This is a genomic window from Kribbella sp. NPDC005582 (genome assembly GCF_040605415.1).
Taxonomy (GTDB): domain Bacteria; phylum Actinomycetota; class Actinomycetes; order Propionibacteriales; family Kribbellaceae; genus Kribbella.
Genome location: NZ_JBEXCU010000004.1, coordinates 34,849 through 50,757 on the forward strand (window position 1 = coordinate 34,849; position 15,909 = coordinate 50,757).

General features: G+C 69.0%; 17 protein-coding genes. 6 read left to right on the forward strand and 11 right to left on the reverse strand.

Features of this window, described 5'->3' with window-relative positions; genetic code table 11:
* Nucleotides 1-4 precede the first annotated feature (4 nt).
* A complete protein-coding gene (locus ABZS29_RS23400) occupies nucleotides 5-1,348 on the forward strand; it encodes a serine hydrolase (protein WP_355464489.1) in 1,344 nt (447 codons plus the stop codon).
* The gene (locus ABZS29_RS23405; protein ID WP_355464491.1) at nucleotides 1,345-2,520 is read left to right on the forward strand and encodes a M20 family metallopeptidase; all 1,176 of its coding nucleotides are present in this window, start codon (nucleotides 1,345-1,347) and stop codon (nucleotides 2,518-2,520) included. The genes ABZS29_RS23400 and ABZS29_RS23405 overlap by 4 nt, the downstream gene beginning before the upstream one ends.
* Before the next feature lie 17 nt (nucleotides 2,521-2,537).
* On the opposite strand, the gene ABZS29_RS23410 is transcribed toward ABZS29_RS23405, so the two are convergent.
* Nucleotides 2,538-3,245 carry a TetR/AcrR family transcriptional regulator gene (locus ABZS29_RS23410; protein ID WP_355464493.1) on the reverse strand — a complete coding sequence of 236 codons (708 nt, stop codon included), beginning with the start codon at nucleotides 3,243-3,245 and terminating at the stop codon, nucleotides 2,538-2,540.
* A 93-nt stretch (nucleotides 3,246-3,338) separates the two neighbouring features.
* On the opposite strand from ABZS29_RS23410, the gene ABZS29_RS23415 reads away from it, so the two are divergent.
* Entirely contained in the window at nucleotides 3,339-4,778 is a 1,440-nt protein-coding gene (locus ABZS29_RS23415; protein WP_355464495.1) for a DHA2 family efflux MFS transporter permease subunit, read from the forward strand.
* Here ABZS29_RS23415 and ABZS29_RS23420 read toward each other — a convergent pair.
* On the reverse strand, nucleotides 4,775-5,395 hold the full coding sequence (locus tag ABZS29_RS23420; protein ID WP_355464496.1) for a hypothetical protein: 621 nt from the start codon (nucleotides 5,393-5,395) through the stop codon (nucleotides 4,775-4,777). The genes ABZS29_RS23415 and ABZS29_RS23420 overlap by 4 nt on opposite strands.
* The gene (locus ABZS29_RS23425) at nucleotides 5,392-5,916 is read right to left on the reverse strand and encodes a SigE family RNA polymerase sigma factor (RefSeq protein ID WP_355464498.1); all 525 of its coding nucleotides are present in this window, start codon (nucleotides 5,914-5,916) and stop codon (nucleotides 5,392-5,394) included. The genes ABZS29_RS23420 and ABZS29_RS23425 overlap by 4 nt, the downstream gene beginning before the upstream one ends.
* Nucleotides 5,917-6,058: 142 nt before the next feature.
* Between ABZS29_RS23425 and ABZS29_RS23430 the strand changes: the two genes are divergently transcribed.
* Nucleotides 6,059-6,604, forward strand: a complete 546-nt coding sequence (locus ABZS29_RS23430) for a hypothetical protein (protein WP_355464500.1) — start codon at nucleotides 6,059-6,061, stop codon at nucleotides 6,602-6,604.
* Complete coding sequence (locus tag ABZS29_RS23435; protein WP_355464502.1) at nucleotides 6,601-7,074, forward strand: hypothetical protein; 474 nt, start codon at nucleotides 6,601-6,603, stop codon at nucleotides 7,072-7,074. Before ABZS29_RS23430 ends, ABZS29_RS23435 begins: the two co-directional genes overlap by 4 nt.
* Before the next feature lie 49 nt (nucleotides 7,075-7,123).
* On the opposite strand, the gene ABZS29_RS23440 is transcribed toward ABZS29_RS23435, so the two are convergent.
* The 8 genes from ABZS29_RS23440 to ABZS29_RS23475 form a co-directional block, all read right to left on the reverse strand.
* The gene (locus ABZS29_RS23440) at nucleotides 7,124-7,480 is read right to left on the reverse strand and encodes an iron-sulfur cluster assembly accessory protein (protein ID WP_132406182.1); all 357 of its coding nucleotides are present in this window, start codon (nucleotides 7,478-7,480) and stop codon (nucleotides 7,124-7,126) included.
* Nucleotides 7,481-7,586: 106 nt separating this feature from the next.
* Nucleotides 7,587-8,681: a glycerate kinase gene (locus ABZS29_RS23445; RefSeq protein ID WP_355464504.1), complete on the reverse strand. Its 1,095-nt coding sequence runs from the start codon at nucleotides 8,679-8,681 to the stop codon at nucleotides 7,587-7,589.
* A gap of 88 nt (nucleotides 8,682-8,769) precedes the next feature.
* Entirely contained in the window at nucleotides 8,770-9,960 is a 1,191-nt protein-coding gene (gene nadA / locus ABZS29_RS23450) for a quinolinate synthase NadA (protein ID WP_355464506.1), read from the reverse strand.
* Nucleotides 9,961-10,017: 57 nt separating this feature from the next.
* Nucleotides 10,018-11,205, reverse strand: coding sequence for a glycosyltransferase family 4 protein (locus ABZS29_RS23455; RefSeq protein WP_355464508.1), 1,188 nt, complete (start codon nucleotides 11,203-11,205; stop codon nucleotides 10,018-10,020).
* Nucleotides 11,205-11,636: an adenylyltransferase/cytidyltransferase family protein gene (locus tag ABZS29_RS23460; RefSeq protein ID WP_238176730.1), complete on the reverse strand. Its 432-nt coding sequence runs from the start codon at nucleotides 11,634-11,636 to the stop codon at nucleotides 11,205-11,207. The genes ABZS29_RS23455 and ABZS29_RS23460 overlap by 1 nt, the downstream gene beginning before the upstream one ends.
* A complete protein-coding gene (locus ABZS29_RS23465; protein WP_355464511.1) occupies nucleotides 11,636-12,370 on the reverse strand; it encodes a CDP-alcohol phosphatidyltransferase family protein in 735 nt (244 codons plus the stop codon). Before ABZS29_RS23465 ends, ABZS29_RS23460 begins: the two co-directional genes overlap by 1 nt.
* Nucleotides 12,367-12,771, reverse strand: coding sequence for an adenylyltransferase/cytidyltransferase family protein (locus ABZS29_RS23470; RefSeq protein WP_355464512.1), 405 nt, complete (start codon nucleotides 12,769-12,771; stop codon nucleotides 12,367-12,369). Before ABZS29_RS23470 ends, ABZS29_RS23465 begins: the two co-directional genes overlap by 4 nt.
* A gap of 116 nt (nucleotides 12,772-12,887) precedes the next feature.
* Nucleotides 12,888-14,069 (reverse strand): glycosyltransferase family 4 protein, encoded by a 1,182-nt coding sequence (locus ABZS29_RS23475; RefSeq protein WP_355464514.1) that lies wholly within the window; start codon nucleotides 14,067-14,069, stop codon nucleotides 12,888-12,890.
* 77 nt (nucleotides 14,070-14,146) lie between these two features.
* Here ABZS29_RS23475 and ABZS29_RS23480 point away from each other — a divergent pair, with 77 nt between their 5' ends.
* On the forward strand, nucleotides 14,147-15,850 hold the full coding sequence (locus tag ABZS29_RS23480; RefSeq protein ID WP_355464516.1) for a right-handed parallel beta-helix repeat-containing protein: 1,704 nt from the start codon (nucleotides 14,147-14,149) through the stop codon (nucleotides 15,848-15,850).
* The last annotated feature ends 59 nt before the right edge of the window (nucleotides 15,851-15,909 follow it).

The window sequence follows — 15,909 nt, forward strand, 5'->3', positions numbered from 1 at the left end:
TGAGGTGAGCAGCCTTCCACGGAGTACCCCGGACGACCAGGGACTATCCACCGCCGCGATCGACGCGTTCGTCGCCGCGATGGATGCGTCCGCGCAGGAGTTCCAGACCGTCATGCTGCTCCGGCACGGGCACGTCGTGCTCGAGGCGGAGTGGACGCCGTACCGGTTGACCGATCGGCACCTGCTCTACTCGGTCTCGAAGAGCTTCACCTCGACCGCGATCGGGCTCGCCGTCGACGCGGGACTGCTGTCGATCGACGACAAGGCGGTGTCGTTCTTCGGCCCCGAAGACCTGCCGGAGACGGTCAGCGACAACCTCGCCGCGATGACGGTCCGGCACCTGCTCACGATGAGCACCGGGCACGACGAGGACACGGTGCAGCGGATGACCCGCGACGACCGGATGGTGCGGACCTTCCTCGGCCTCGAGGTAGAGCACGAGCCGGGTGCGCCGTTCGTCTACAACAGCGGCGCGACCTACCTGCTGTCCGCGATCCTGCAGCGGGTGAGCGGTGAGACGCTGCTCGACTACCTGCAGTCCCGGCTGTTCGAGCCGTTGGGGATCACCGAAGCGACCTGGGGCTCCTCGCAGGAGGGCATCACCTTCGGCGGTTGGGGGCTCAGCCTGAGCACGGAGTCGATGGCGAAGTTCGGGCAGCTCGTGCTGCAGCGTGGGCTCTGGGAGGGCCGGCAACTGGTCCCGGCCGAGTGGTTCGAGGCTGCCACTACGAAGCAGGTCTCCAACGACCGGGAGGTCAACCCCGACTGGCACCAGGGCTACGGGTTCCAGTTCTGGCGCGGGCGCAACAACACCTATCGGGCCGACGGCGCGTTCGGCCAGTTCATCCTGGCCATTCCCGACCATGACGCCGTACTGATCATCACCAGCGCGAGCACCGACATGCAGGCCACGCTGAACCTCGTCTGGGATCACCTGCTGCCGGCACTCGAAGGCAAAGAGGTGCCAGCCGTGCCGCGGCCTTCGCGTCTGGAACTGTTGCCGCCGAGCGGCCCGGCTCCTCAGGGCGGGGACGGGCGGATTTATCCCTTCGAGCAGAATCCAGCCACGCTCCGGTCGGTTCGCTGGGATGCCGACGGCACGGCGCTGTTCACGTTCGACGACGCCGTTGAGTTTGTGCACACGCCGAATGGCTGGCACGACGCCGGTGCGCAGGTGGTCACCGCAGCGCATGGCGACGGTGACGTGTTCGTCGGCACGATCCGGTGGGTGGACACCCCGCACGCCGCGGAGTTCCGGTGCCGGATCAGCGACGGGCAGCTGACGGTGGACGGCGAGCTGAACGTGTCGTTCTCCCCGTTGAAGTTCACGATCACCTCGCGCGCATGATCGCTGCCGAAGAGCAGCGCCTGCTCGCCCGGATCGACGAGGACCTACTGCTCCGAGTCTGTACGGCGCTGATCCGCGCGACCGGCCAGAACCCGCCCGGCGAGGAAGCCGCGACGGTCGCCGTGCTCGACGCGATCGGTCGCGAGCTCGGGCTGACGGTCACCACCACGACAGTTGAGCCGGGGCGCGACAACATCAGCCTGAGCGTCGGGACCGGCACTGAGCCGGGACTGCTCCTGCTCGGGCACACGGACGTCGTACCGGTCGGTGCTGGGTGGACCACCGATCCGTACGGCGCTGAGATCCGCGACGGGCGGATCTACGGACGCGGCGCCTCCGACATGAAGGGCGGGCTCGCTGCCGCGGTCGCCGCGCTCGCCGTCCTGCGCGACGTCGAGCTGAGCGGCCCGGTCGAGCTGGCCGCCGTGGTCGACGAGGAGGAGACGGGCCTGGGCATCCAAGCCTTCGTGCGCGACAACGCACGAGCTTACGCAGGCTGCATCACCGCGGAGCCGACCGATCTGCAGACCATCATCGCGGCGCGCGGCGATTCCTATCTGCGGGTCGCCGTGCACGGACGTGCGGTCCATGCCGGCAACGCGAAGGACGGCGCCAACGCGATCTACGGCGCGACCGCGATCATCACCGAGATCGAGCGGCTGCACGACGAGCTGGCCGCCGACCCGCATCCACTGCTCGGTCCGGCGACCTGGAGCGTCGGCCAGATCAACGGCGGGACCGGCGGATCGATCGTGCCGGCCGAGTGCGTCGTGATCGCCGACCGCCGCCTGCTGCCAGGCGAGTCGCCTGAAGCCATCCTTGCCGACCTCCGTGACCGCGTCGCCGGTCTGCAGCTAGAAGCTCGCGGGCTCTCGGTCGACCTCGAGATGCCGATGGCGATGCCACCCTTCGAAACCCCGGCCGACGCCGAGCTGGTCAGCATCACCGAGGCCGCCCGCCGCGACGCCGGTGGTCCCGACGTACCGCTGGCCGGCTGGGGCGCGGCCTGCGACGGCGGTTACGTCGACCGTGACCTCGGCATCCCGGTCGTCATCCTCGGCCCGGGGTCGGTCGCACATCAGGCGCACCGCGCTGACGAGTCCGTCCCGATCGAAGAGCTGGCGATCGCCGCCCGCGCCTACGTCCTGGCCGCCTGCCGCCTGCTCGGCTGAACTACTTCTCGGCTGAGCTACCTCTCCGCCAGGGCGGCCAGCCCGGCGGTGATCACCGCGATGCCGAACTCGAAGCGTTCGTCACCCTTGGCACCCGCGGTCAGCGGGGTCGCCAGCGCCACGACGAACGGGAAGCGGTCGGCCGGCAAGGCAGCGAAGTACCCGCGCATCTCGGTGACGAAGTTGTCGATGTCGTCCACGGTCCACGACGCCGCGCTCTGGACGATCTCCTCGAACGACACCGCGGTGACGTAGAGCGGGATCAGGTCGGCCGCCCAGGCAGCGGCCTGGTCGGGGAGCTTGCCGGCCTTCAGGATCGCGAGGATCTTCTCGGTCATCAGCAGTGCCTGCTCGCCGAGCGGAACCTGGCCGATCGCCGCGCGCGCGACGCCCGGGTTCGCCCGCATCACGCGCAGCATCTCGCGCATCGCGTCCTTCAGCTGCTCCTGCCAGCGCTCCGGATCCGGCTCGTCCGGCAGCTTCATCTGCTGCGCGGCCCGGTCGACCAGGAGCTGGTCGAGTTCGCCCTTGTTCGCCACGTGCGCGTAGAGCGAGGCCGGGCCGGTGCCCAGTTCCTGGGCGATCTTGCGCATCGACACCGCGTCGTACCCGTGCTCGACGATCAACCGCATCGCGGCGTCCACGATCCGCTCCCGGGTCAGCGGCTCCTTGGCCGGACGCGGAGGTTTGGGCGGGCTGATCGGCTGCCACGGCGACTGGGTCATGCCCTCACTGTAGCGAACGCCGTACTTGACCGGAACAGTGTTCGCGTGTAGAACAGTGTTCGTTCACGAACATCGTTCGATATGGAGCCATCGATGAGCACCCCCACCCTCGCCACGGAATCCGTGGCCACCCCGCCCACGGCGTACCGGTGGCGCTGGATCGTCCTCGCCACCGTGCTGATCGCCGAGATCATGGATCTCGTCGACGCCACCATCGTCACCATCGCCGCGCCGTCGATCCGGGCCGAGCTCGGCGGGTCGGAGTCCGCGATGCAGTGGATGCTGGCCGGCTACACGCTCGCCTTCGCGATCGGCCTGATCAGCTTCGGCCGGCTCGGTGACCTGGTCGGCCGCCGCCGGCTCTTCCTGATCGGCGCCGCCGGCTTCACGGTCGCCTCCGTCATCTGCGGGCTGGCCACCTCGCCCGAGCTGCTGATCGGCAGCCGCGTCGCGCAGGGTCTGCTCGGCGCGGTGATGATCCCGCAGGGCTTCGCGATCCTGAAGTCCGTCTTCCCGCCGGCCGAGATCGGCAAGGCTTTCGCACTGTTCGGTCCCGTGATGGGCCTGTCCGCGGTCGCCGGTCCGATCCTGGCCGGTGTCCTGATCGACGCCGACTGGTTCGGCCAGGGCTGGCGGATGATCTTCTTCATCAACGTCCCGATCGGACTGCTGGCCGTCCTGGGCGCACTCCGCTTCATGCCCGAAGTGAAGACCGCCGGCGCCCAGCGACTCGACGCGGCCGGCGTGTTCCTGGTCAGCCTCGCCTCGGCACTGCTGATCTACCCGCTCGTGCAGGGCCGCGAGCTCGGCTGGCCGGCCTGGTCGATCGCGATGATGATCGCCGCGATCCCCGTCTTCGCCCTGTTCGGCCGGCGCGAGCGCCGGTCGGGCAACCCGGTCATCGACCCTTCACTGTTCCGCAGCCGCGGGTACGTCGCCGGGCTCGCCGTGATCACCACGTTCTTCCTGGCGATGTCCGGCTTCACGCTCGTGCTCACGCTCTTCACCCAGCTCGGCCTGCACTACACCCCGCTCAAGGCCGGCCTCTCGATGGTCCCGTTCTCGCTCGGCATCGCGATCGGCGCCCCGCTCTCCGGCGGCCTGCTCGCCCCCAAGCTCGGCCGTACGGCGCTGCAACTCGGCGTCGCCGTGATGACGCTGGCGATGGGCGGCATGTGGTTCACCCTCCACCACTACGGCGAGGCCACCACCGTCTGGAACCTGGTCCCGGCCATGCTCGCCTGCGGCATCGGCGCCGGCATGGTGTTCGCGCCACTGTTCGACATCATCCTGGCCTCGATCGACGACGAGGCCGCGGGCTCGGCCTCCGGCGTACTGACCGCCATGCAGCAGTTCGGCGGCGCGATCGGCGTCGCCGTCCTCGGCACCGTCTTCTTCCAGCTCCTCCCCCAGCACGCCTTCCTCGGCGCCACCAAAACCACCGTGCTGGTCGCGATCGCCCTGTTCATCGTCAGCCTCGCCGTCACCTGGCTGCTCCCGAAACGAGCCCGCGACGGCGCGCCGGCCCACTAGCGCCCGGGCAGCCGCCGGTTCAGCGAGAAGAGCCGGCCGAGGACGGGCATCAGGATGATGTTCAGGCCGTGCAGCACCCCGATGATGAGCAGAATGCCACCCAGCCGGGCCGCCTCGAAGGCGACCTGGCTGGGCAGCACGTTCAGCCCCCATCCGTCCCGCGGCTCGAAGCTGACCGTGAACAGGATGTACGCGGCGAAGATCAGGTAGTAGACGATGTCGGTCAGCACGATGTAGCTCTTGCCGGTCTGCGGGTTGTCGTGGAACACGTCCGCGGCGTAGGCCCGGCCGAAGCGTTTGATGAACGGGCCGAGCCAGAGCGCCAGCCCGATCAGCGCGGCCGTCGTGAACAGTTCGAGAAGCCACCAGTTCATCAGCAGATGTCCGTTCTTCCGCGGGGTGACCAGCAAGACGATTGCTGTGAGCAACAAAGCGCCGGCGATGGCAGCCAGCACGCCGGACCGGATCCGCCGGCGCCGGATCCGGTCGTCGGCGATGCTGCCGAGCACCCGGTCGAACAGGTCCGGGGAGACGCCCCGCTCCTGGGCGGGCTCGAGGGCCTCGAGCAACCTCCGCTCGACCGGCGTCGGGTCGGCGGGCGACTGGTCAGTGGTCATCCCGGCTCCTCCAGGTGGATCTTGAGTGATTGCAGCCCGCGGCGCAGATGGGTCTTCACGGAGTTCGGTGACAACCCGAGGGTTCCGGCGATCTCGCTGACCGGCAGCTCGAGGTAGTACCGCAGAACGACGCAGTCACGCTGCCGGCGAGGCAGGCCGCGCAGCGCCGCGATCACCTCGCGACGCCGCTCGTCCTCGGCCGCGAGGTCCTCGGCGGAGCGGTCGTCCACCTCGGCCGGCGGCCGGTGCCGCAACGAGACCAGCCCGCGGCGGTTGTGATCGCGAGCCAGATTGATCACGATCGACCGCAGGTACGCCGCGGCACGGTCCGGCTCGTTGATCCGGTGCTGATTGCGGGCCAGCCGCAGGAACGCCTCCTGCACCAGGTCTTCGGCCGCCGTCCGGTCGTCGACGAACCACCGCGCGAGCTGGGTCAGCCGGGCGGCCTCGGCCCGGAAGAGCGTGACGACGACAGCGTCGGTCCATCGCCCGGCGCCGATCAGTGTCGCGGTCTCATCCATGGCCCCCATCACTGTGACGGACGAGTGAGTCGAGCAACCGGGTGACAGGACGACGGGATTGATTTCTGTGTCACCCGGGCGATCCCGCGGTCCGTCTGTAGAAGTGATCCTTGCTCCCAGCATGGACCCGAGAGGGGCAGTCATGACAGTACCGAGGTATCTCGCAGCGACCACGGCGTTGCTGCTGACGGCAACCACTCTGACCGCGGCGCCTGCCTACGCCGGAACGAGCACCAGCTCGGCAGACGTCGTACGGGCTCGCGGTCACCTCCGCGACCTGCAGCTTGGCACGGCCGGACCGTTCGACCACGCCCGCGCCAAGCTGGTGATGGTCCAGCGGCACGGTCGCAGCGTGGTGATCCTGAAGGTTCGGGGCATCGACCGGTCGGTGGCCGGCCGATCCTTCGGAGCTCATCTGCACACCGGTCCGTGCGTCACCGGCGACGGCGCCGCAGCGGGACCGCACTACAACGCTGACACGATCGCCGGGCATGTCCCGCCGCGGGTCGACGCGACCACCGAGGTGTGGCTGGACTTCGACGTCTCCCGGACCGGAACCGGCTTCGCGATCGCCAGGGTGCCGTTCACGCCCCTGCCGGGAAACCGCGCCATCGTGATCCACCAGGAGCCGACCAACCCGCAGGGTGCCGCAGGCCCCCGCGAAGCCTGTCTGCCCGTGTCCTGGTGACCATTCCGCGGGCCGCTGCCGCCGGCCTCGCGCTCGGCCTGGCGTGGGGCGCGGCCGCCCGGGTCTGGATGCGGCTGATCTCGACCGACCCCGAGTTCAGCTGGAGCGGTACCGGGTTCATCCTCGGATCCACCGCGGTCTGCGGCCTCGCCTTCGGCATCCTGTACGGCCTGCGCGGGGCGGGCCGGTCAAGATGGTGGCGACTGCTCGCACTGGTCTGCCTGGCCGACGTTGCCGGACCGGGGATGGTCTTCCTCCCGGCCCTGCTGCTGGGCGGGCTGCTGTGGCTGCGGCGGACCTGGTTACGGTTAATCGGCGCCCTGGGGATTGCGGGCGGCGTCCTGTTGCTGTGGGTGGTCGGCCGCGGCGATCCGTCCGGCGCCGGCCTACTGACGACGTACGGCGGATTCCTGCTGCTGTCGATGGCGGTGTCGGCCGGGGCAGCTGAGCTCTACCGGCATGGCCGCTGACAGACCGAAGCCCCCGATCACCGCAGTGATCGGGGGCTTCGAGGTGCCTTTAGTTGAACGAGTCGCCGCAGGCGCAGGAGCCGGTCGCGTTCGGGTTGTCGATCGTGAAGCCCTGCTTCTCGATCGTGTCCACGAAGTCGATCGACGCACCCTTGAGGTACGGCGCGCTCATCCGGTCGGTGACGACGCTCACACCGTCGAAGTCGGCGACCACGTCACCGTCGAGGTTGCGCTCGTCGAAGAACAGCTGGTACCGGAGCCCGGAGCAGCCACCCGGCTGTACGGCGACCCGGAGCGCGAGGTCGTCGCGGCCTTCCTGGTCCAGCAGCGCCTTCACCTTGGCTGCGGCCCCGTCGGTGAGGAGCACACCACTGGCGACGGTCTGCTCGGTCTGCGCTTCAGTCATTCCTGACTCCAGTCATCTCGCAAAAATCCTGTCAACACCGGTCAACCTCAACCGGTCCGCGAACATTCCCATGGTCGCACACTCAATTTGAGGATCAAGAATCATCTCAACGGGCCCAGGTCCTGGCGACCCGCTCGGCGACCGCGGCCAGGGACCCGTGCGGGTCCGCGAAGGCCTGCTCCTCGCCGACCGCGTCGACCAGCGAGTACGCCGATTCCACGCCCATCGTGCGCATTTCCCGGGATCCGATCAGCACCTTGCCGGCCAGCACCACACACGGCCGCATCGCGTCGTTGGCGACCTTGGCCACACCGGCGATCACCTTGCCGTCACGGGACTGGAAATCGAAGGCGCCCTCGCCGCTCAGCACGAGGTCGACCCTGGCGGCCTTCTCCTTCAGCCCGGTGAGCTCCGCGACCAGGTCGATCCCGGAGACCCGCTCGGCGCCGAGCAGCAACAGCGCGTAACCGAGACCACCGGCCGCGCCCGCGCCCTTCTGGTCTGCGGTCTTCCGCCCGGCCAGCTCGGCGAACTTGGTCAGATAGCCGTCGACGGCCGGCTTGCGCTCGTCGGTGATGCCCTTCTGGGTGCCGAAGATGTTGGTCGCGCCGCGCAGCCCGAGCATCGGGTTCTCGACGTCACTCGCCGCGACGAACTCGATCCCGGCCACCCGCGTCAGCGCGGGCTCCAGATCCACGGCCGTCAGCTTGGCCAGGCCGGCCGCTCCGGCCGCCAGGTCGCCGTCGACAGCGGTCGCGCCGAGCGCGGCCAGCAGCCCGGCCCCGGCGTCGTTGGTCCCGGAACCACCCAGGCCGAGGATGATCCGCTTCGCCCCGGCATCGACGGCGGCGGCAATGAGCTGGCCCACGCCGTACGTCGTACCGTCCTCAGGCCGCCGGTCCTCCGGCTCCACCAGGTGCAGACCACACGCCTGCGCCGTCTCGATGTACGCCGTCTCCCCCGCGACGAGCACGGTCGCCGGAGTCTCCTCGCCGAGCGGCCCCCGCACCGTCACCGACAGCAGCGTGCCGTCCACCACCGCCGACAGCACATCGATGAACCCCGGCCCGCCGTCGGCCATCGGCGCCACCAGCACCTCAGCCTCCGGATCCCGCCGCCGCCACCCTTCCTCGATGGCCGCAGCCGCCTCCACCGCGGTCAACGTCCCGGCAAACTTGTCCGGCGCAATCAGCACTCGCATGCGCACATCCTCTCCCACCCCGGCACTGATCGCTCGCCACCGGTCATCTCGCGGACCGCCAGCACTCACCAACTCCGTGGCGGCCGGACTAGTCGCGGGCTGACTTGCCGGGGAGCGCGAGCATGCGGTCGAGGGCGATCTTGGCGTAGTGCTCGGTGTCGGCGTCGACCTTGATCGGGTTGACGACGTGACCGGCGACCAGGTTCTCCAGCGTCCAGACCAGGTGCGGCAGGTCGATCCGGTTCATCGTGGCGCAGTAGCAGACCGTCTTGTCGAGGAAGACGATGTTCTTGTCCGGGTTCTGCTTGGCCAGCCGCTGCACCAGGTTCAGCTCGGTGGCCACCGCCCACGACGTACCGGGCTCGGCCTTGGCCAGCTTATTGATGATGTACTCCGTCGAGCCCACGAAGTCGGCCTTGGTGACCACCTCGTGGCGGCACTCAGGGTGGACGATCACGTTCACCCCAGGAACCCGCGCGCGGACGTCGTCGACCGACTCCGGCGTGAAGCGGCCGTGCACCGAGCAGTGCCCGCGCCACAGGATCATCTTCGCCGCCGCCAGCTGCTCGCGGGTCAGGCCACCGCCGGGCTTGTGCGGGTCGTAGACGACGCACTCGTCGAGCGAGATGCCCATCTGCAGTACGGCGGTGTTGCGCCCGAGGTGCTGGTCCGGCAGGAAGAGGACCTTCTCGCCCTGCGAGAACGCCCACTCGAGCGCGACGTCGGCGTTGCTCGACGTACAGACCGCGCCGCCGTTGCGGCCGCAGAACGCCTTGATGTCGGCGCTGGAGTTCATGTAGGTAACCGGCACGGTCACGTCAGCCACGCCGGCGTCGGCGAGGGCCTCCCAGGCGGCCTCGACCTGCTGGATGCGCGCCATGTCGGCCATCGAGCAGCCGGCGGCCAGGTCCGGCAGGATCACCGTCTGGTTCTCGTTGGTGAGGATGTCGGCCGACTCGGCCATGAAGTGCACACCACAGAACACGATGTACGGCGCGTCCGGCCGGTTGGCGGCGTCCCGGGCGAGCTTGAACGAGTCCCCGGTGACATCGGCGAACTGGATCACTTCGTCGCGCTGGTAGTGGTGACCCAGCACGAACACCTGGTCACCGAGCGCGGCCTTCGCCTTCAGTGCCCGCTCGACCAGGTCCGGGTCGGAGGCCGGCGGCAGCGCGCCGGGGCACTCGACGCCCCGCTCGGAGTGCGGGTCGGTGTTCTGGCCAAGGAACAACAGCGGCAGGGACTTCGGCCCATCGGCAATCGTCGTCACGTCAAGCATCGTGTCACGTTTCCGGTCCCCGGCATGCGTGCCCCCGCACTGCCCGGATCCTGGGATTCAGCGGGAGACGTGTGCTCCGGCGTACCAGCCGGCCAAGAGGTCCGGTAGCCGGTCGGGGCCCCAGCGGTCGACCGGAGTGATGCGGCCCGGCAGCGATGCCAGGCCCTTGGCCAGACCGCCGACCACGTCACCGCGCCAGTCGACGACGACGCCCTCACCGGGGCCGACGATGACGGACGGGCCGCCACGGTCGAGGCAGACGACCGGACAGCCCGAGGCGAGCGCTTCGGTGACCGCCCACCCGGCGGCCTCACGCAGCGCCGGAGCCAGTACGGCGTCCGCCCGGAACATTGCCGCGAGCACGGACTCACGCGGCAACTGCCCGGTGAACTCGACCCGATCACGAACCCCGAGCCGCAGCGCGAGCCGCTCGGCACGCTCCCAGTCCGGACCGTCGCCGATGATCCGGAGGACCCAGTTCGCGGCTTCGGGCCGGGCCAGCGCGCTGATCGCGAGCAGCACGCCCTTCCACGGGATCAGGCGGCCGACGAACAATGCCGTCTTCACGCCCGGCGGCCCGAACGGCTCGTACGGCCCGGAGGCGGTGAACCGGCTGATCGCGACATTCGGCTGGACGACGATCTCGCCGGCGTACGAGCGGAAGGTCTCGGCCACATCGTTGTTCTGGGCAACCATCAGGTCGGCGGTCCGGGCGGCCTTGCGGCCGGTCAGGTGCCGGCGGACCCCGGTGTAGCCGCGGCGCACCAGTTCCCCGATCACACCGCGCGGACCCAGCCAGTGCGCCATCGACAACGGCGCGGTCGTCGAACCACCGACCGGCCCCCAGATCACCTTCGCCGACGACGGCCGGACCACGCCCGCCGCCATCCAGTCGACGGCGAACGTCAGATGGTGGATGACGTCGTACGAGTGTTCGGCGTGCAACCGGCGCGCGGTCTTGCCGGCCAGTCGCTGCCACAGCGGGTAGTACCAGTACACGTCCGCGGGCCGCCGGCGCAGCTTCAGCACCCATCGCGGCAGCTCCAGCGGTACGACGGTCAGTCCGGGGACCGGCCGGATCGCGAGCTCCTCGGCGATCTCGTGGGCGAACTTGCCCCGGGTCAGCAGCCACACGTCGTGGTCGCGGGCCGCGGCCTTCGCCCAGGCCCAGCCCGCGCCGGGCTCGGAGCCGCCCTGCGGCCGGCACGCGTACGCGCTGATCAGGACCTTCGGACGGCTCGTCATCAGCTCAGGCCCTCCAGCAGGCGGCGTAGATCCGTACTCGAGGTGGACGCCGTGTAGGGGAAGTAGTGCACCTGCGCCCCGACCTCGCCGAGCAGCCGCTCGAGCCGGGTCCCCTTCTCGGTGCCCTTCCAGTCGTCGCCCTTGAACAGGACGTCGTACCGGAGTTGTTTCCACATCTCGAACTTGTCGCTGGACCAGTCGCTGACGACCTCGTCGACCAGACCGAGGGCGCGGACGACCTCCATCCGCTCGTCGTGCGGAACGACCGGCGGGCGGCCCTTGATCCGGGTCACCACATCGTCCTCGACGACACCGGCGATCAGATGGTCGCAGTGCTCGCGGGCCCGGCGCAGGATGTTCAGATGCCCGATGTGGAACATGTCGTAGACACCCGGCGCGTAACCAACACGGCCCATGATCAGATTGGCCATCAGCCGCGCACCGGCTGCAACGCGGCCATCTCCCGGTACCACTTGGCGACGGCGGCCGCCAGGAAGAGCAGGTTGATCGCGAGCAGAGCGCCGTACAGGCCGGCGAACAGCGACGGGGTGCCGAAGGCGAGGAACACCAGGCAGAGCACGCCGTAGTCGGTCGGTGCGATCAGCAACGACTTCAGCACGGAATCGCCACGGACGTTGGGCTTCTGGGCGCCGCCGTGGCCCCGCCGGAGCTGGTCGATCAGGATCAGCCCGAAGAACAGCACCGACGACAGACAGAGATAGGCCAGCGGGATCAGCAGGACCAGCTCGTTGCTGAAGGCATCGAATCGGTAGAACGAGATCAGTACGGCGCTGTGCAGCAGCACGATCTTGACCGAGTCGATCATGTGGTCGAGCCATTCACCGAGCGGCGAACCGCCGCCGCGGAGACGTGCCAGCTGACCGTCGGCGGAGTCGAGCCCGTAGCCGAGCACGAGCAGCACGGTCACCGCCAGCGCCAGCCCGAACGACGGCCGCACGGTCGCGACCAGCACGATCCCGGCCAGCGAGAACAACCCACTGGTGATGCTCACCTGGTTCGGCGTCCGCCCGGCCAGGAAAGCCGCCGCCGCGATCACCCGGCCGATTCGCCGATTCACGAACCGCGAGTAGGCCGGCGTACCGGCCGAAGGCTTCTGCGCCTGGGACAGCCGGGCGACGACCTCGCCCAGTGTTTGTCCGCTCATGCCACCGAGCTGCGGGACTGGCGCTGGTCGATCGCCGCTCGCAGGATCGTGCTCCGCGACGTCCGCACCGCGGGCAGCTCCCGCAGGCCCGGTACGTCGTCCAGGTCGTCGGCACCGAGGACGCCGTCGAGGTCGGCGGCGAACACCAGCCGGCCGGCCAGCAGGTTCGCATCCACGTCGTCGATGACGATGACCTCGTCGACCGCGCGGAGATGCTGCAGAATCTGGACCCGCTCGACCAGCGGCACGAACGGCCGCGCACCCCACGCGTCCATCGCCCACTCGTCGGTCAGCACGCCGACGACCAGGCGGTCACAGGACCGGCGGGCCCGCTCGAGCACGTCGAGATGCCCGACGTGGAACAGGTCGAAGACTCCGGCCAAGAATCCGTTCTGCGGCAAACTGTGTTCCCCCTGCGGCTCCCCCACGGAGCGTTCTGTCGCGCGGCCGGACCTCTGCGGGACCTGGCCGTTTGCGGTGACCCTATACCTAGGCGTCATCGCCTGCCCATTCCGGATCACCGGCGTCCCCTCCGGGCGGCGATCGCGTCGTGGTAGATCGTTTCCGTGGCAGCCAGATCATGCTCCGGAGTGAACCGGTTCAGGTAGACCTGCCGCGCGCGCTGGCCGAAGGCCACCGAGGTTGCCGGGTCCGTCACCAGAGCGATCGCCTTGCGCAATCCCTCGGTGTCGCCGGGCTCGGCCAGTGCACCGGTCTCGCCGTCGTCGACCAGCTCCGCCAGCGCGCCGAGCCGGGACGCGACCACCGGAACGCCGTGCGCGAACGCCTCCACCACCACGAGTCCGAAGGTCTCATACGAACGCGCCGGTACGACGACGGCGCGCGCGGAACGCAGCACATCCATGCAATCGGCCCACGGTAGTTGACCGAGCACCTGAATCGACAGGTCTTCCCGGGCCCGCCGCTCGGCCTCGGCACGCAGCGGGCCGTCGCCGATCACCACCAGCTTGCCGAGCGAGGAATCCCAGGCTCGCAACAGATCCGCGAACCCCTTGTCCGCCACCAGCCGCCCGAGGAACACGACCGCATCCCCGGGACCGGTCCGCACCCGGCCGTCGTGCGGCACCGCGTGCGGCTTCACGACGATGCGGTCCGCGTCGAAGCCATGAGCGACGTACCGCTCGCGCACGAACTCCGACGGCGCGATCAGCGTGGTGACGTAACGCTGCCAGGTGTGCAGCGTGTTGTGGATGCCGATGCTCGTCGCCAGCGGCAACGTCTGCACGCGGGACTCGCGGTAGCAACTGTGGCGCACGCCGGCCAGCGGGAGCTTGCCAACGCACGAGTCGCACGGACCGCCGTCGCGCTGCAGCACGGCGTTCGCGCACATCAGCCGGAAGTTGTGCAGCGTCGCCACCACGGGCAGGTCCAGCCGGTACGCCGCCCGCAGCACCGAGGGGCTGAACAGCGGGAAGGTGTTGTGCACGTGGACCAGATCGGGCCGATTCGCTTGCAATAGCTGTGTTAAATCGCGTTCCGCCGAAAATGACCAAACGGAGCGGAACGGTAACAATGCGCGATCTTTTCGGCCCATCTCGGCGATGTCGTCGCTGTTCCGAGCGTAAAAGTCGATCTCATGTCCGGAGTTACCCAGCAAATCAACCGTTTGTGCGACAACAGTGTTCTCGCCACTGGGTTGACCGCTCCGGTAACGGTTGTGCAACATGGCGACCCGCATGGCACTACCTTAAGTCTCGCGGTGGCTACGCCTGGTGTGTCCAGGCCGGTGTCGAACCGCAACCCCGGAGGGTTTCCTTGAGCAGTAAGCGCTCTACGGCGTGGTTCGCAGCGTTCATCGCTGCTGCCGTCGCGGTCGTTACGGTCGCCCTCCCGGTGATCGCACACGAGAACAACGCCACAAGTGCCGTGAAGTCACGCACGAATTCGGATCGGTCGTTCGCGGGCGAGAAGCTGCCGACGCACCACGCGTCGAAGCCCGCCGGGAACCACCGGACTCCGAAGGGCACCACCGAGGCGAAGCCGTCCAAGAAGCCGGTCCCCTCGCCGTCGGTCACCAAGCCCACCGTGCCGGTTCCCACGGTCACCCCTCCCACGGTCCCGGTCGTCGACCAGGGCTCGGCGGGCCCCTCGCTGGCTGGTCCCTGTCACGGTGTGTCGATCACGCCGGACGACGACGCCGCGAAGATCGTCAGCGCGGCCGCAGCCGGTACGACGTTCTGCTTCGCGGCCGGCGTCCACCGGATCGGTACGACCATCCGCCCGAAGGCCGACCAGGTCCTCGCCAGCGCGGATGGCGCCGTACTGACTGGGTCGGTGCCGTTGACCGGCTGGACCAAGGACGGCGACCGCTGGGTCGTCCGCGGGGCTCTGCCGTCGGCGTACGGCAAGTCTGGGCAGTGCGAGGACAACAAGGCCAACATCTGCCACCTGCGCGAGCAGGTCTTCGTCGACGGCACGCATCTGACCCGCGTCGCGAGCCTGGCCTCGGTCGCGCCCGGCACGTTCTACGCGGACTACGCAGCCGACGCCGTGTACGTCGGCGCCGACCCGACCGGGCACAAGGTCGAGATGTCGAAGACGGCCACCGCGATCGAGTCCGGAGCGACCGGCGTGGTCGTCCGCGGGCTGACCATCGAGCACTTCGCGAGCGCCCCGCAGGCCGGCGCGCTCGTCTCCGGGCCGGAGTGGACCGTGACCGCGAACGACGTGCGCTGGAACCATGCGGTCGGCGTGATGCTGGTCAAGGCGAACAAGACGCTCGTCGAGAAGAACCTCATCCACCACAACGGCCAGCTCGGCCTCGGCCAGTACAGCTCCGCCGCGGCGACCGTGTCCCGCAACGTGATCAGCGAGAACAACACCGACGGCTTCTGGGTCGCCGACTGGGAGTCCGGCGGCATCAAGTCGACCCGCTCGTCCGGCACCGTCAGCGGCAACGTGATCAAGGCCAACCGCGGCGTCGGCATGTGGGCCGACGTCGCGGACGACGGCCGCGTGATCACCGGCAACAAGATCACCGGCAACGCTGCCGACGGCATCCGGTTCGAGATCAGCCGCAACGGCGTCATCGAGAAGAACGTCGTCACCGGCAACGGTTTCGGCACCGGCCGCGGCTCCGGTACGTCGCTGTGGGACGGCGGCGGTATCAACGTCAACACGTCGAGCGGTGTGACGATCCGCGGCAACTCGGTGTCCGGCAACGTCAACGGCATCACCATCCAGTCCCGCACCCGCGGCACCGGCCCCTGGGGCGCCTACCTGCTGCGCGACGTCGAGGTCACCGGCAACACCGTCACGATGACCGGCGGCACCCAGGCGACCGGCATGGTCCAGAACACCGCCTCCCCGGTCCCCGCCGGCGAGGTCGTCTTCTCCGGCAACCGCTACGTACTGGACGCTCTCGCCGCCAAGCGGTTCGCCAAGTTCGGCACCAAGCTGACCGCCGACGGCTGGAAGAACGCCGGCCTGGACACGGTCAGCACCTTCCTGGCGAACTGAAATTTTGATGCACAAAGCAACAGAATGAGGGTTGCATTGACTACGGGAAGTAGTACTCT

Bases quoted from the DNA above. Each gene is read 5' to 3' on its own strand.
- ABZS29_RS23405 (WP_355464491.1), top strand. From the start codon at position 1,345: ATGATCGCTGCCGAAGAGCAGCGCCTGCTCGCCCGGATCGACGAGGAC.
- ABZS29_RS23410 (WP_355464493.1), bottom strand. From the start codon at position 3,245: ATGACCCAGTCGCCGTGGCAGCCGATCAGCCCGCCCAAACCTCCGCGT.
- ABZS29_RS23415 (WP_355464495.1), top strand. From the start codon at position 3,339: ATGAGCACCCCCACCCTCGCCACGGAATCCGTGGCCACCCCGCCCACG.
- ABZS29_RS23420 (WP_355464496.1), bottom strand. From the start codon at position 5,395: ATGACCACTGACCAGTCGCCCGCCGACCCGACGCCGGTCGAGCGGAGG.
- ABZS29_RS23425 (WP_355464498.1), bottom strand. From the start codon at position 5,916: ATGGATGAGACCGCGACACTGATCGGCGCCGGGCGATGGACCGACGCT.
- ABZS29_RS23430 (WP_355464500.1), top strand. From the start codon at position 6,059: ATGACAGTACCGAGGTATCTCGCAGCGACCACGGCGTTGCTGCTGACG.
- ABZS29_RS23440 (WP_132406182.1), bottom strand. From the start codon at position 7,480: ATGACTGAAGCGCAGACCGAGCAGACCGTCGCCAGTGGTGTGCTCCTC.
- ABZS29_RS23445 (WP_355464504.1), bottom strand. From the start codon at position 8,681: ATGCGAGTGCTGATTGCGCCGGACAAGTTTGCCGGGACGTTGACCGCG.
- nadA (WP_355464506.1), bottom strand. From the start codon at position 9,960: ATGCTTGACGTGACGACGATTGCCGATGGGCCGAAGTCCCTGCCGCTG.
- ABZS29_RS23455 (WP_355464508.1), bottom strand. From the start codon at position 11,205: ATGACGAGCCGTCCGAAGGTCCTGATCAGCGCGTACGCGTGCCGGCCG.
- ABZS29_RS23460 (WP_238176730.1), bottom strand. From the start codon at position 11,636: ATGGCCAATCTGATCATGGGCCGTGTTGGTTACGCGCCGGGTGTCTAC.
- ABZS29_RS23465 (WP_355464511.1), bottom strand. From the start codon at position 12,370: ATGAGCGGACAAACACTGGGCGAGGTCGTCGCCCGGCTGTCCCAGGCG.
- ABZS29_RS23475 (WP_355464514.1), bottom strand. From the start codon at position 14,069: ATGCGGGTCGCCATGTTGCACAACCGTTACCGGAGCGGTCAACCCAGT.